The sequence below is a fragment of the Frigoriflavimonas asaccharolytica genome, assembly GCF_013294015.1.
Lineage (GTDB): Bacteria > Bacteroidota > Bacteroidia > Flavobacteriales > Weeksellaceae > Frigoriflavimonas > Frigoriflavimonas asaccharolytica.
Genome location: NZ_JABSNO010000004.1, coordinates 186827 through 202182, shown reverse-complemented (window position 1 = coordinate 202182; position 15356 = coordinate 186827). Strand labels below are relative to the sequence as shown.

The 15356-nt window shown below is 33.7% G+C and carries 10 protein-coding genes; 6 read left to right on the top strand and 4 right to left on the bottom strand.

The features are described 5' to 3' along the window. Positions 1 to 278 precede the first annotated feature (278 nt). Both HNQ03_RS04230 and HNQ03_RS04225 read left to right on the top strand, forming a co-directional pair. The gene (locus tag HNQ03_RS04230; protein ID WP_173778414.1) at positions 279 to 1664 is read left to right on the top strand and encodes a hypothetical protein; all 1386 of its coding nucleotides are present in this window, start codon (positions 279 to 281) and stop codon (positions 1662 to 1664) included. Between the two features lie 96 nt (positions 1665 to 1760). Beyond that, on the top strand, positions 1761 to 2627 hold the full coding sequence (locus HNQ03_RS04225; RefSeq protein ID WP_173778413.1) for a DUF2911 domain-containing protein: 867 nt from the start codon (positions 1761 to 1763) through the stop codon (positions 2625 to 2627). Positions 2628 to 2722: 95 nt separating this feature from the next. Here the strand turns inward: HNQ03_RS04225 and HNQ03_RS04220 are convergent, their stop codons facing one another. Further along, complete coding sequence (locus HNQ03_RS04220; RefSeq protein WP_173778412.1) at positions 2723 to 5512, bottom strand: chondroitinase-B domain-containing protein; 2790 nt, start codon at positions 5510 to 5512, stop codon at positions 2723 to 2725. 414 nt (positions 5513 to 5926) lie between these two features. Further along, positions 5927 to 6388, bottom strand: coding sequence for a VanZ family protein (locus HNQ03_RS04215; RefSeq protein WP_173778411.1), 462 nt, complete (start codon positions 6386 to 6388; stop codon positions 5927 to 5929). Positions 6389 to 6983: 595 nt separating this feature from the next. On the opposite strand from HNQ03_RS04215, the gene HNQ03_RS04210 reads away from it, so the two are divergent. The 4 genes from HNQ03_RS04210 (at position 6984) to HNQ03_RS04195 (ending at position 10526) form a co-directional block, all read left to right on the top strand. Continuing rightward, complete coding sequence (locus HNQ03_RS04210) at positions 6984 to 7463, top strand: hypothetical protein (RefSeq protein WP_173778410.1); 480 nt, start codon at positions 6984 to 6986, stop codon at positions 7461 to 7463. Positions 7464 to 7890: 427 nt separating this feature from the next. After that, the gene (locus HNQ03_RS04205) at positions 7891 to 8106 is read left to right on the top strand and encodes a helix-turn-helix domain-containing protein (RefSeq protein ID WP_173778409.1); all 216 of its coding nucleotides are present in this window, start codon (positions 7891 to 7893) and stop codon (positions 8104 to 8106) included. Between the two features lie 9 nt (positions 8107 to 8115). Beyond that, positions 8116 to 9393 (top strand): DNA cytosine methyltransferase, encoded by a 1278-nt coding sequence (locus HNQ03_RS04200; RefSeq protein WP_173778408.1) that lies wholly within the window; start codon positions 8116 to 8118, stop codon positions 9391 to 9393. Beyond that, positions 9387 to 10526, top strand: a complete 1140-nt coding sequence (locus HNQ03_RS04195) for an HpaII family restriction endonuclease (protein ID WP_173778407.1) — start codon at positions 9387 to 9389, stop codon at positions 10524 to 10526. Before HNQ03_RS04200 ends, HNQ03_RS04195 begins: the two co-directional genes overlap by 7 nt. A gap of 110 nt (positions 10527 to 10636) precedes the next feature. Here HNQ03_RS04195 and HNQ03_RS04190 read toward each other — a convergent pair whose 3' ends face one another. Both HNQ03_RS04190 and alaS read right to left on the bottom strand, forming a co-directional pair. Beyond that, positions 10637 to 12292 (bottom strand): sodium:solute symporter, encoded by a 1656-nt coding sequence (locus HNQ03_RS04190; protein WP_173778406.1) that lies wholly within the window; start codon positions 12290 to 12292, stop codon positions 10637 to 10639. Between the two features lie 397 nt (positions 12293 to 12689). Continuing rightward, the gene (gene alaS / locus HNQ03_RS04185; protein WP_173778420.1) at positions 12690 to 15296 is read right to left on the bottom strand and encodes an alanine--tRNA ligase; all 2607 of its coding nucleotides are present in this window, start codon (positions 15294 to 15296) and stop codon (positions 12690 to 12692) included. Positions 15297 to 15356: the final 60 nt, after the last annotated feature.

Genomic DNA, 15356 nt, shown 5'->3' with positions numbered 1-15356 from the left:
CTCTGGGAGTAATAATTTCAAGATTTCAGTTTCGTTTAGCATCCCACAAATTTACTACTTCATTTTAATTTCTCCCCAAGTTTTGAGACTGATCCATTAAAACCAAAATATCCTGCCCACAGCCACATTTATATAAGCCCAATCGGGAAGTTAATTAGCGCTTTTTTAGCAGTAATAATCTGAATTTATTTTGACTCAATAAAGATATGTTATAATTTGGATTGAAAAAATATTAAAAAATTTATTTTTTATTCAAAACTATTTATTAATTTTATTTAATGAATGAGAAACTATCAACGAAAATGAATAAAAATAGAATTATTGGTATTCTGCTTTTTATTATCATCTGTGGCGCCGCCTTTTTTATTTTTAAGTTGAATCAAAAAGCTGAAACAGAAGTCGCTTCAGATACTATGGAGTTTAGCGCTCCAACAAATATATCTGAGATAGAACTTTCAGATTTTAATCCAAATGATCTAGATAAACAAGGATGGGTAGCTTTAGGATTTACAGAAAATCAGGCGGGTACAATTTTAAATTGGAAAGATGTTTTAGGCGGTAGTTTTGGAGATAAAGCTCAACTTAAAAAATGCTATGCAATCTCACCAGAAAAATATGCCGAAATAGAATCTTACATACAATTACCCGAAACAAAAGCAAAAAATTTTAAACAAAATAATTACCAACAATATACTCCGCAAGGCTACACCCCAAAAAATCAGGTACAAGCCAAGGGAAAATTTAATCCAGATTCTTACACTGCGGCAGATTGGCAAGGTATAGGTTTTTCAGAGAAGCAAGCAATCTCTATTGTAAAGTATAAAAACTATTTGGGTGGAAGTTTTATAAGCAAAGAAAAATTTGAAGAATGCTTTATGATCAGTCCAGAAAATTATGCAAAACTATCTCCTTATCTTATTTTACCAGAAAATACTCCCGAAAGTTTTAATCAAAATACCTATTCAAAAACGGATAGCAACTTAAAAACAGAGAACAATTCTAAACAAAAAATAACTTATAGCCAATTTAATCCAAACAATTTAGACCAATCTGATTGGATGAATCTTGGATTTTCTGAAAAGCAAGCAGCTTCTATTTTAAAATATAAAAACAATGTACTGCGGGGAAGTTTTAAAAATCTAGATGAAATAAAAGCTTGCTACATGATTACCGAAGCCAAATTTGAGGAGATGAAACCCTACATTGTTTTGGAAATTGCAAACGGAAAAAATAACGAAGCTAGTACTGATAATTTAAAACCTCAAAAATCTGAAACTAATTTTGCAGGCTTAGATTTAAATGAAATAACGGCAGACCAACTGATGGATTTTGGATTTGATAAACGAACTGCAAACGGATTTGTAGGTTTTAGAAAAAGCTTAGGCGGTTTTGTAAATAAAAATCAAATCTTTGAAACTTACAATATTGATAGAGAATTGGCAGAAAAGCTGGTAGCAACTGCTTCTCTAAACGCCAGCAAAGCCCAAAAATACACGCTTGTAAATGCACCAGAAAGCTGGCTCAAAACGCATCCTTACTTCAAGTATTCCGCAGATAAAATCATCTTCTACAGAATATCAAACCCAGAAGACAAAAAAATCTGGAAATTCCTGGCTACAAAACCAGAATATGAAAACAAAATGAAATTGTATCTGCTGAACTAAATTTAACATCAGTATCAAGTTTATAGCATTTATTTTTTCTAAATTTTACAGTTGTGTATCAAATATTTTTTAAGTAATTTTCGCTAAAGATTTTAAATGAAAAACATAATTACTACATTACTATTAGCAACAACAATTTCCTTTGCTAATGCCCAAGTGAAAACACCAGCGCCAAGTCCTTCTTCAACTGTTAAACAATCCATCGGCTTGTCGGATGTTACGGTAGAATATTCTCGTCCTTCTGCGAATGATCGTAAAATTTTCGGCAGTTTAGTTCCAATGGATCAAATTTGGAGAACGGGTGCAAATGGATCTACAGATATTACATTTGGGAGTGATGCAACATTTAATGGAGTAAAAGTAGCAGCTGGGAAATATGCTTTGTATACAATACCATCTACACCAGAATGGGAAATAATCTTATACAAAGATACCGAGCAATGGGGCGCACCAAAAGAATTAAAAGAAGACATGGTAGCTGTAAGAACAAAAGTAAGACCAGAGAGAGGTGGTACAAATTTTCAAACTTTTAATATTGGTTTTGAAGATTTGAAAACAGATAAAGCAAATCTTACTTTAACTTGGGAAACTACAACTGTAAAAGTTCCTATTTTTATGGATTCTAGGAAACAAGTTTTAGAATCTATCAAAACTACCCTTGCTAAGAAAGACGCGAAAGGTTCTGATTATCATCAAGCGGCAAGTTATTATTTCCAAGAAAAGATTGATATGAAAAAAGCATTAAATTATTCTGAAAAAGCCAGTAAGCTAGAACCAGATACTTTTTATATGTTGAAATTACAATCGGAAATAGAAGCAGCAAGCGGAAAAAATAAAAGAGCCATAGAAACTGCTAAAAAATCTTTGGAACTTGCAAAAAAAGCTAATAACGATGATTATGTTAAAATAAACACAGACAATATTGATAAATGGAGCAACACAAAATATAAAGCAACTAATTAAATTTTTTTGATAAAGTTAAGATTGTTTTCTGCACCAAAATTAAAATAGTCTCTCGTATTCGAGAGACTATTTTTTTAATCAATTTTAAATTAATTCTATTTAACGATTAGTATTTTTTTAGATAGTATTCTATTAGATGCAGCATCATATAAATTTAAGTTATAAGTACCGCTTACCAAATTGCTCACATCTAAAGACATTTCTAATGTATTGTCGATTTTTTTCTCCAATACCTTTCTTCCATCCATCGCAATTATTTCTACTTTACCTTTTAAAGAGTTCATAGATTTTATGATGATGTGATCATTTGCTGGAATAGGATAAATGCTGATAGCATTCTTAATTGTAATCTCATTGCTAGATAATGTACCTGCAGATATTCCAAAAAACTGAACTTCGGATACGGTGGAGAAACCTGTAGAATTATTGCCACCTCCAATTATTTTCACATATCTAGCAACATTCGTAAATGGATAAGTAGCATAAGTATTTTGATTTGCATACGCACTCTGCACATTAGAAACAGTTGTGTAATTGATGCCATCTGTAGAAAACTGAATACCGTAGAAATATAATTTAGTAGATGTTCCAGTAGTCGCTATTTTTATAGATTCTAATGTATATTCAGATCCAAAATCATAGGTTAAAACACCATAAGGATTTGCATTTCCATCATCCGACCATCTTGTGTTGACGTCTTTATCCAAAGTATTCGTTGCAATATTGGCTCCAGCTTGCGTGTTTGTTGCAGTCACCGTTACTGGAAAACCTCCTACACCAGCATTGATCATTATTGCTCCAGATGGAATTCCATCTTGTGATATTGATAGCGTTTTTGTCAATCCTCCTCCAATTACAGTCAATGTTCCTGTTCTTGCTGTCGTACTCGTGTTTGCTGCCGCGGTAATATTTATTGTACCATTAAGAGTTCCAGAAGTTGTATTAATACTCAACCAACTTGGATTATTGATACTCGCTGTCCAAGATACGTTGGAAGATACGGTCGTGTTTTTCGTTTCACCAGATGCTGTAAAATCCGTAACTGCAGACAAAGTAAGTGTTGGTCCGTCTTGGTTTATGGCCAAAGTTACTGGTGCAACTCCTGCTCCAGATACCGTTAAGATTCCACTTCTTGCAGCTCCAGTAGTATTTGCTGTAGCTGTTATATTTATGGTGGCATTTCCTGTTCCGCTCGCATTATTTATACTTAGCCAAGTTGTATCTACAGTTGCTGTCCAAGCTAAAGCTGTGGTAACTGTTGTAGGTTTAATTTCGCCTGCAACATTAAAATTTGCAACTGGCGTTAAAGCCAAAGGAATATTTTCGTAAGCGTAAGGTCCAACAGTAGCTTCTACCATCGGAATATTCTGGATTGTGGCCGTACTCAAATGGTCTGCACCTACATTGCTATTTGGCGAAGTTCTTATTTGTCCATCAATATCATCTGTGATGGAGGGAACTTGCGTGATGTTGGCATAGCTTGGGTTTGCGTAAGAAGGCGTTGCCGCGGTAGCTTTCCAATTGGTGTAATTTGATGTGGAAGTAGCAGCATTGGCTGCCAATGTAGGATCTAGAATATTTGCAGCAATTGCGGTTGTTGTTCCACTAGATAGTGTAGCTGGAGAAACAGGATACATCAAATTATTAGTAAATGTAATTCCACTGATAGATGCATTGTCCAGAACTTCTATCATACTACCTTGGTTTCCTGTAATAATATTGTTGGCTAGAGTTACTCCCAAAAGTGCAGTATTGTAGGCACTACTTCCGTTTGCATTTCTATATCCTATTTGTATTCCATGCACATTATTTACGAGTGTATTATTAGCAATCATCACTCTTTGAGCACGAATATGGCTCGTCAAATTGGTATTTGTTCCATTGTCTATAGCATCACCTTGTGTTAAAGTAATTGGCGCATCCCAAATAGTACCGGTCAATCCTTCAAAATAATTATTGACAACCACATGATCTACACCATAAATTCTTATTCCACCAGTTCTTACAACTGTAGTTCCATCTCCTGCAAGACCTTCTGGTCTGCCATTGTTAAAAAAATAATTGCCTTGTACCAAATTTCTTCTTCCACTTCTTAAGGATAAAGTACCATAACTACCGAGGAAAGTATTATTTCTAATGATATTGTCACAAGATTTTACAGAGATTATCTCTGGATCGCCATCACAATTCACAAATAAATTATTTTCTACCGTAGTGTAAGCGCTAGAATTAGACATTGCACTCCATCCCATTCTGATGGTTTCTTGTCCATTATCAACTCGTGGTCCATTATTTTTAAATAAATTATGATCAATTTGGTCATATTGCGAAACTTGCGCAGAGTTTGTTCCATCTATTCGAATCATATTTCCACCCGTTCCTTTATCGTGAAAGGTATTGTGATCTATCCTGTTGTGATGACTTAAAAATTGATAAGGTTGCGTAGTATCATTGTATACACCTCCAATTAAAACCCAAGTAGAAGTAGTTACACCATCAGGTACGGTCAATGTAAAATCATTTCTTGTAATCCGGATGTTATTATTTCCTTGAAATTTCACAAGAGTGCTCACATTTCCGGTGCAATTAAATTTGAAACCTTCCAAAGTCATATACGCTGCTCCATAACCAAAAGATACATAAGAAGTACCAGTAAAAGTAACACCACCTATGTTTTGCGCTTTTATGATGATAGGATTTGCAGCGGTAGCAATTGCAGAAAAACTCATTGTTGCATTGTTGTACGTGCCATCTTTTAGGATAAATGTGCCACCAGTTCCATTTGTACCGGCGAGATTGACGGCAGATACTAACGATGCTGTAGTTGTATAAAGCGTTTGTGCTTTAGAAAAACTGACTGCTAAAAGTGTGAATGCTATCAACATAATAGCCTTTGCACAACATTGTTTTGTGTTAATTAATAAATTTCTAATCATAGTTTTAAATTAAAATATTGGTTTACCAGTTTGGTTTACCAAATGTATTTAAAATTATTAATATAACAACAATATTTTTTTATAAAATTACAAAATATGAGGCATTTATAAAAATTGCAATGTAAATCTGCAATGCAAGAAGATTGATCGTGGATTATGTTTAATGATAGTAGAGAATTATTAAAGCTGTGAAAGTGCTGCTCTTCCTAGTTTAGCTAAGAATTGTAATAGATTTATTTATATGCAACACATTTAAAATTTTTTCATAGATAGAAAATATTAATGTAGAAATTAAATACCAAGCTCGAAAAAAAGAAATTAAAGAATTAAAATTTGAAAAGAAATTGTAATAACGAAACTAAATCAAGAATTTACTGGTACTTTTTCGTTGTCTCCAAAATACAACTGAAAGGTGAAGTTGCTCAAGAGATTCCAGAGCTTCATTATTCCCACGCCAATCATCATCCCAAAAGTATTCAGAAAAACATCGTCAATATCTGCCGTGCCTCGTCCGGTGAAATATTGGGTAAGTTCTAATATCGCAATAAAAAGTACGAAGGGAAGGGTAATAATTCTTATTCTCAGAAATTTTTTAATGATGATGCCCAGCATTCCGAAGGGAGAAAATACAAATATATTGCCGATGATATTGAGTAAAAAATCTTGCTGTTTGATGTTGGCGCTGCAGAAGTGCCCTATCGTTTGAAAAGGATTTACCTGTAGAAATCTATAATCGGAGGCTTCTCTACCGAGGCCAAAAAACATCATATACAGCAATGCAATGGTATATATTGCAATGGCTATTTTGTAGCATCTTTTTATCATGTTCTAAAATATTAGTGAGAAAAAAGAGATTTATGCCATATATCTTGCTTAGATTTTAAAAACAAGTACGGTATCAAAGTTGAGTCCATTCCATCGCCATTTGGGAGGCTTTAACTTTTTTTAAAATAAATTAACAGCTTCCAAAACAACGCATTAAATTGTGAATAATTGAAAATAAAGAAGGTGGTTTTGAGAAAGATTGAGCCTTTTCTTATTTATTGTGAAATCCAATTTATGCAGCAATAAGGCTCGTTTAATTATTTCTAATTTGAATCATGAATTTTTGGATATTTTAAATGTTTTTTCAATTGTAAATTTTTAAATAGTACGGAAGTAGATAAAAGTAGCGCATGTTTAAGAGTTTTTCAAGATGCACTTAATCTGTAATATTACAGTCAAAAAAACTAAAATGCCTTCTGGTGTTTCATTTTCGTAATGTTCTTAATATTTGATTTTGCAAGTAAAATAGGGATAAGAAATGTATTCTAAAACAAATGTGCTATATGGTAAAGATTAATTGTAAATTCTATCAAAATGTTTCTTAAATTTATAACTTGTTTAAAATAACACAAACATCAATTTAAAATTCAAAATTATGAGAAAATTCATTTCAACAATTCCAGATTCCAAAGTAACAGATGATTTTACAGCAGCTGTAAATGCTGCACTTAGCCCTTTTGATCTTTACAAAATTAACCTTACCAACGAAGAAAAAACAGGTATGCGATCTATGGCAGAAGGCAGAGAAGGTTACGCAAGATTAATTTCCAGAATTGCTACGCAGTTTCCAGACTCCCTAAGTAGAGCAGATTCGCCAGAAGAATTAACAGATTTGCTGAACTATTATCAAAGTCTGGAAGCCAATAGAATGGCTCTTGTGCAATCTTTGGAAACAATACAAGAAATACAACTGGGTGCCGGTACAGATATTATGACAAAAGTAGATCGCTATGCCCAAAATCTACAAATCTCTCGTGCCAATGAGGGAAGTTTAGATATTGCAATGCAAGATGTTGATGATTGGAACAGCAAATTTGCAAACAAACCAAGCACGCCACCTACCGTGAATCCTTAATTTTTTTTAAGAAATACGGTAATTAAAGCCGCACCATTTGAAAAGAGTGGTGCGGCTTTTCTTTTCAAAGGCGCGCCTAAACATTTTGTAGGCGCGCCTTACTTTTTCATAGGCACGCCTACCAATTTGGTAGGCGAGCCTTGATTTTTTGTAGGCGTGGCTAAACATTTTGTATGCGCGCCTACCATTTTAGTAGGCGAGCCTACCAATTTTGTAGGCTCGCCTTGCCTTTTTGTAGGCTCGCCTTAATATTTTGTAGGTGGAGCTTAATATTTGAAATTTTATAGAAAAATATAAACGATGAATTTACGCATGATTGTTTTATTAAAATTACAAAACAATAGCTCTCAATTAAAAAATGTGGTGTATTGCCAGTTGTAGTATTGACTACAAAACACAAATTTTACAACAGTTCAAATATTAAAATATGAATGTAAAAGAAAAGCTCGGTAAGAGAATTTATGAAATACGAAAAGAGAAATCATTATCTCAAGAAAAGCTTGCATTAAAAGCAAATATCGATAGAGCTTACATGCATTTAATTGAAAAAGGAAAGACCAATGTTTCTATCGAATTGATAGAAAAAATAGCAATTGCATTGGAAATAAATATATGTGAACTCTTTGAGAAAAGTACGCAGTAAAACAAAAAAATGAAGTTTACAGAAAAAATATCTTTAGAAACTGTTGGAGATAAAAAGTTTAGGATAAAATTAATAGAGCCAGAAAATAATCAAGAAGCAGTTCTGACGCATTATTTACAAAGTATAAAAAATAAGAGTATTTCTAAATTTTTTAAAGATGATGCTATTCATTTTACAAAAGAAATATTAGAATATAAATTCCCTGAAGACACTATTACCAATAAAGTAGCTGAAGAAGCATTACAAATGGGACTTTTTGAATCATTTGAAATTCCATTTCCGCCAGTGGAAAAACCAAAATTCACTTTTATAGATTTATTTGCAGGAATAGGAGGTTTTCGTTTGGCTCTGCAAAATTTAGGTGGGAAATGTGTTTTTACAAGTGAATGGGATAAAGAAGCAAAACGGACTTACAAAGCTAATTTTGGGGAGAAACCATTTGGAGATATTACAAAAGAGGAGACTAAATCTTATATTCCAGATGGATTTGATTTGCTCTGCGCAGGTTTTCCTTGTCAGGCATTTTCTATCGCAGGCAAACGCGGCGGATTCGAAGATACTAGAGGAACATTATTTTTTGATGTTGCGGAAATAATTAGATTAAAAAAACCAAAAGCCGTTTTTTTAGAGAATGTAAAAGGATTACGAAGTCATAATGGAGGAAAAACTCTCGCTACAATTTTAAATGTTTTACGAAATGATTTGGGATATTTTGTTCCCGAACCACAAATTGTTAATGCAAAAGATTTTGGAGTGCCACAAAATAGAGAAAGAATTTATATAGTAGGATTTAGAAATGATTTAGGAATTGAAAATTTTGAATATCCAAAATCCATTGATAAAAAGGTTGTGTTTTCAGATATTAAAGAAAAAAATGTTCCACCAACAAAATATTTTCTTTCAACTCAATATCTACAAACTTTAATAAACCATAAAGCACGGCATGAAAGTAAAGGCAATGGTTTTGGTTATGCAATAATCCCAGATGATGCAATTAGCAATGCCATTGTTGTTGGTGGAATGGGAAGAGAAAGAAATTTAGTTTTAGACCATAGAATTACAGATTTTACGCCAACAACACATATTAAAGGAACGGTTAATCGAGAAGGGATTCGAAAAATGACACCAAGAGAATGGGCTAGATTACAAGGTTTTCCAGATGAATATTTAATTCCAGTTGCAGATGCATCAGCATATAAACAATTTGGAAATTCTGTTGCAGTTCCAGCAATTCAAGCAACAGCAAATAAGATTATAGAACAAATTTTAAATAAAAAAATATGTTAACAGGTAATAAAGGAGAGTGGAGTGAATTATATGCCTTAATTAAATTGATGTCTGATGGTAAATTGTTTCAGTCAGATATTGATTTAAACATAGATCCTCAAAATGTATATGACGTAATTGCTGCATATAAGAAAGATGTTGGTTATGATTTAAAATTTGAACGTAACGATAGCATTAAAGTATATAAGATAGAAGATGATGTAAAAACATTGATTGTTGAAAAATCCTTTACTGATTTTAAAGACATGTCACATTTATTATTAGAAGGCATTAAAGAAGGAGCAGGGAAAACTTTTAAACTGCCATTGTTAGATAAGTATTTTGATGAACTAAAGGTTGCAAAAGTTCAAGCTGGCGCAAAATCAAAAGCAGATTTAAAGTTGAGAATTTACGATCACAGACTTGCAAAAGAAGCAGATTTGGGATTTAGCATAAAGAGCTTACTTGGCAGTCAGTCTACGCTTTTCAATCCTGACGTGGAAGGAAATTTTATTTTTGAGGTAAATGAATTTGATGTTAACTCAATTTCAAAGTTTAATCAGGAAACTTATACTGCGCCAAAAATAACCAATCGAATACGCCGAATTGAACAAGAAGGTTTTGTAACAACATTTGCAGGCATCCAATCTACTCAGCTTCGACTAAATCTGAAGATGATTGATGGAGATATGCCAGATATAATGGCTTGGGCACTATATTTTAGATATCGCGATAAAAAATCATCACTAATTGATATCACAAATACATTAGAAAATGAAGATCCATTAAATCTTTACCAAGGTACAGATTCAGGACAAAAAATGTATGAATATAAATTAAAAAAGTTTTTAATGGATTCTGCAATGGGAATGACCACTAAAACTCCGTGGCACGGCGAATATGATTCATTTGGAGGTGTGGTAATAGTAAAGAAAGATGGGGATATAGTATGTTTTCACGTTTATGATCTAAATCTTTTCAGAAATTATTTATTAAAAAACACTTTTCTGGAACAACCTGGAACTGGTGAGGATGCTGCAAACCCTGGAAATGCAAATCCTATGTCGGCTAAAAAATATTATTATGGTTGGCTTTATGAAGAGAACGATAAGTGTTATTTTAAAATTAACTTACAAGTTAGATTCTTAAATTAATGTATTCGTTGAAAATAAAATTAGATTGAATCATTATTAAAGTAGTTTTATGAATTTTTTAGCAAATTAAATTATAATGGACACAAATTTTAACTTCCATTTTTTCATCTTTATTTCCCCAAAACCCTTTCCAAAATTCCCGCAACTGCAATCATCAACAAACATCCAATAGGATTGAGCCACAAAAATTCTAGCTCTATCTTTTCAGAGAAATCTAAATAGTAGAGTAGGATGATGATGGGTTCTACAATTAGAATACTCCACATTGTGGCTTTTCCACCAATTTTTGGGAAGAGAAAAGCGATGGCAAATACGCCGAGAATTACACCGTAAAATAAGGAACCAACAATGTTGACGGCTTGTATTAAGTTTTCGAACAAACTGGCATTTACCGCAAAAAAGATGGCAATCATTCCCCACATTAGGGTAAAAAGTCGGGAAGCGTTTAAGTATTTTTTCTCCGAAATGTTGGGCGCAAAATTTCTTTTGTAAATATCTACCACCGTGGTGGTTGCCAAAGCGTTTAATTCTGAAGCGGTAGAACTCATTGCGGCAGAGAGAATTACGGCTATCAATAACCCTACAATTCCTGTTGGCAAATAGTTGAGAATGTAGTAGATAAAGACGTAATCTTTGTCGTTGGATTCTATTTCGGGTGCTTTTTCGTCGATGAGTTTTTTCACATCTCCACGTATCGCAACTTCTTCCGTATGCAAATCTTTCAACTCTTGCATCGTTTTTTCTGAATGCGAGGTTTTCCACTCGGCAATTTTTTCGTTTTTCTGGGCGAAATTTTTATCAAATTTGGCATTCAGATCTTTATATTCCGCCGTATTTTCTAACTTTTGAGAAAGCGGATTGAAGTTTAAAGGCGTTTTTTCAAACTGGAAAAATACAAAAACCATCACCCCAATAAACAGGATAAAAAACTGCATCGGGATTTTGAACAAACCATTAAAAAGCAATCCCAATCTTGCTTCTTTCAAACTTTTGCCCGTCAAATATCGCTGCACCTGACTTTGATCTGTCCCAAAATAACTTAAAAATAAAAACGTACCACCCAAAAACGCCGACCAAATATTGTAGCGATTGCTTACATCAAACTCAAAACTCACAGGATTGAGTTTTCCCATTTGCCCAGAATAGAGAAGTGCATCATTAAAATCTAGCGGTAAATTTTGCATAATGAGAAAAAACGCCAAAAACATCCCAATAAAAATGACAATCATCTGCTGTTTCTGCGTTTGGCTCACAGCTTCGGTACCACCAATTAAGGTGTAAATAGTAACCAATGCACCAATTACGATGTTGGTCCACATCAAATTCCATCCTAAAATGGTAGATAAAATAATTGCGGGTGCAAAAATGGTAATTCCGGCAGCCAAACCTCTTTGTATGAGAAATAAAATTGCGGTGAGAATTCTGGTAGACAATCCGAATCGTTTTTCTAAATATTCATACGCAGTTAGCACATTCATTTTGAAAAATTTAGGCAAAACCCAAACGCACAAAATCACCATTGCAATAGGCAATCCGAAATAGAATTGCACAAAACCAAGACCATCGTTAAAGGCTTGTCCTGGCGTAGAAAGAAAGGTAATTGCGCTCGCTTGTGTCGCCATTATTCCCAAACCAACCATCCACCACGGATTGGTTTTTCCGCCGAGAAAGGAATCTGAAGTTTTTACCTGTCGAGATTTATAAACGCCATAAACCACGATGAATAAGAGAACACCAACTAAAACTATCCAATCTAATTGCTTCATTTATAATAATTTTGGAATAGATACATCGCAAACATCATCAAAAAAGTGATGACAATCAAGCCGATATAAAGCCGCTTCCAGTTGGTTTGTTTTTCTTCTTTCATGCTAGTTTTATTTGGGCAGCTTAATCCGCCTTCCGTTCCCAATCTTTTTGTTTCGCTGCGCTACACAAAAAGGATTTCCACTCAAGTCGGGCTGCGAAAGATTCCAATTTTAAAAAGTTTTTTTATCTATTCGATCCCCATTTCTACCGTGAGAAGCAATGCCAAACGTTTGACGTTTTTTAAAAATCTTTGATTTTTCTTATGTAAACTTTTTTACGCATTTATTTCACTAAACTTATGTGACTTATGTGTTAAAATATTGAAGTTTAAATTTAACGAAAAAAACTTTGTGGTTAAATTATAGACAAAGCCTTCTGAAAAGCATTCTCCAAACCTTCCAGTTTTTTTCCGCCGGCAGTCGCGAAACCTGCGTTTCCGCCACCACCACCTTGTATTTCTTTGGCAAGATCTTTCACCAAATTTCCAGCGTTGTAGTCGCTTTCCAAATCTGCAGAAACTCCCACAGAAATCATTGGTTTTTGGTCTGCATCAGATAAAATAATGCTGATGGATTTTGGCGTTTCTTTCTTCAATTGAAATACCAAATCCTTCACGGTTGCAGCATCCATGGATGTTTTCTTCACCAAAATTTGAAAATTTTCTTTGGTAATGTATTCTGTTTTCCAGATGTGAATTTCTTCTTTCGCTTTCTCTTTTTTAAATTGTTCAACTTCAGCTTTCAATTGCGCATTTTCGGCAATTAAATTTTGAACAGATTTTTCTACATCTTTCGTTTTCAAAAGTTGGTTTAAATTTTTCATTTCAACTTCCAAACCAGCAAAATATTCTTGAGATTTTTCTCCAGAAATAGCCTCAATTCTACGAATTCCGGCAGCTGTAGAACTTTCAGATAGTATTTTGAAATGTCCAATTTCTGCGGTAGATTTCACATGCGTGCCACCACACAATTCTCGGGAATCTCCAAATTGAATCATGCGAACATTGTCGCCATATTTTTCGCCAAAAAGTGCCATTGCTCCTTTTTCCATGGCTTCTTTGATGGGGATATTTCTAAATTCTTGTAAAGCAATATTGGCTTTCACTTTTTTATTAACCATTTGTTCAATGGTTTGCAATTCTTCTTCGCTCATTTTTGAAAAGTGAGAGAAATCAAATCGCAAATAATCTGGACCTACAAAAGATCCTTTTTGTTCTACGTGCGTTCCTAAAACTTCGCGCAAAGCCTCATGCAAAAGATGCGTAACCGAGTGATTGGCTTCTGTATTTTTTCGTAAATCTGCATTTACTTTTGCATAAAAAACTGCAGTTGGATCTTCTGGTAAATTTTTTATTAAAGAAACGATAAGATTGTTTTCTCTTCTAGTTTCTAGAATTTCAAATTCCCCATTAATATTTTCAATAAACCCTCGATCTCCAATTTGGCCACCTCCTTCCGCATAAAATGGGGATTTTGATAGAACAATTTGAAAAAATTCTCCGTCTTTATTTTCTATTTTTCTGTATCTGTTAATGCTCGTTTCGGTTTCTAAAGTATCATAACCTACAAATTCCTGCGGTTTTTCATCTAAAATTACCCAATCTTGAACTTTAGAAGTGGAATCTTTTTTAGATCTGGTTTTTTGTTTCAGCATTTCCTCTTCAAAACCTTTTTCGTCTATAGAAAGTTGTTTTTCTTCGGCAATTATTCTAGATAAATCTGCCGGAAATCCGAAGGTATCGTATAATTCAAAAACTTCTGCTCCTGGTAAAACGCTTTTTCCAGATTTTTGAGTTTCTTTGATGATGGCATCCAATCTTATCAAACCATATTCAATAGTTTTCAAGAAAGAAATTTCTTCTTCTTTGATCACTTCTGTGATCAATTTTTCTTGTTTAGAAAGTTCAGGGAAATAATCTCCCATCTGATTTTTCAGCACGGCAACCAATTCAAAAAGAAAAGGCGTTTTCATATCTAAAAATCGGTAAGAATAAGAAATTGCACGTCTCAAAATTCTTCGTATTACATAACCAGCACCATTGTTAGAAGGCAATTGTCCGTCTGCAATCGCAAAAGAAACCGCACGAATATGATCTACCAAAACACGAATGGCAATATCTTTTTCATTTTCCAAAATTCCCGTGTATTTTACACCAGAAAGTTGCTCTACTTTTTCTATTAATGGCGAAAATACATCGGTGTCGTAATTGGAAGATTTCCCTTGCAAAGCCATGCAAAGACGCTCAAAACCCATTCCGGTATCTATATGTTTTGCAGGTAGATTTTCTAGAGAACCATCGGCTTTTCTATTAAATTCCATGAAAACTAAATTCCAAACTTCCACAACTTGTGGATGATCGTTGTTTACCAAGTCTCTTCCAGAAATTTTCGCTTTTTCTTCTTCAGATCTTAAATCTACATGAATTTCGGAACACGGACCACATGGTCCAGATTCGCCCATTTCCCAGAAGTTGTCTTTTTTATTTCCGTTGATGATTCTATCTTCGGTGACGAATTTTTTCCAAAAATTTTGCGCTTCTGTATCTTTATCTAAATTTTCTGAAGCATCTCCTTCAAAAATACTTACGTACAAGTTTTCCTTCGGAATTTTATACACTTCCGTCAATAATTCCCATGCCCAATCTATGGCTTCTTCTTTAAAATAATCTCCAAAAGACCAGTTTCCCAGCATTTCAAACATCGTGTGATGATAGGTATCTCTTCCAACATCATCCAAATCATTGTGTTTTCCAGAAACGCGCAAGCATTTTTGAGAATCTGCAATTCGTACAGATTTTGGTTCTTGGTAACCGAGGAAATAATCTTTAAACTGCGTCATTCCAGAGTTGGAAAACATCAAAGTAGGATCATCTTTTAGCACAATTGGTGCAGAAGGAACGATGAGATGCTGTTTAGACTGAAAAAAATCTAAAAATTGTTGGCGTATTTGTTGAGAAGTCATCATAAATATTTTGCTTTTTTTGGAATTGCAAATTTAGGGAATTTTTGAGTGTTTTTAAGA

Coding starts and splice junctions, on each gene's coding strand:
- HNQ03_RS04230 (WP_173778414.1), top strand. CDS start 279: ATGAATGAGAAACTATCAACGAAAATGAATAAAAATAGAATTATTGGT.
- HNQ03_RS04225 (WP_173778413.1), top strand. CDS start 1,761: ATGAAAAACATAATTACTACATTACTATTAGCAACAACAATTTCCTTT.
- HNQ03_RS04220 (WP_173778412.1), bottom strand. CDS start 5,512: ATGTTGATAGCATTCACACTTTTAGCAGTCAGTTTTTCTAAAGCACAA.
- HNQ03_RS04215 (WP_173778411.1), bottom strand. CDS start 6,388: ATGATAAAAAGATGCTACAAAATAGCCATTGCAATATATACCATTGCA.
- HNQ03_RS04210 (WP_173778410.1), top strand. CDS start 6,984: ATGAGAAAATTCATTTCAACAATTCCAGATTCCAAAGTAACAGATGAT.
- HNQ03_RS04205 (WP_173778409.1), top strand. CDS start 7,891: ATGAATGTAAAAGAAAAGCTCGGTAAGAGAATTTATGAAATACGAAAA.
- HNQ03_RS04200 (WP_173778408.1), top strand. CDS start 8,116: ATGAAGTTTACAGAAAAAATATCTTTAGAAACTGTTGGAGATAAAAAG.
- HNQ03_RS04195 (WP_173778407.1), top strand. CDS start 9,387: ATGTTAACAGGTAATAAAGGAGAGTGGAGTGAATTATATGCCTTAATT.
- HNQ03_RS04190 (WP_173778406.1), bottom strand. CDS start 12,292: ATGAAGCAATTAGATTGGATAGTTTTAGTTGGTGTTCTCTTATTCATC.
- alaS (WP_173778420.1), bottom strand. CDS start 15,296: ATGACTTCTCAACAAATACGCCAACAATTTTTAGATTTTTTTCAGTCT.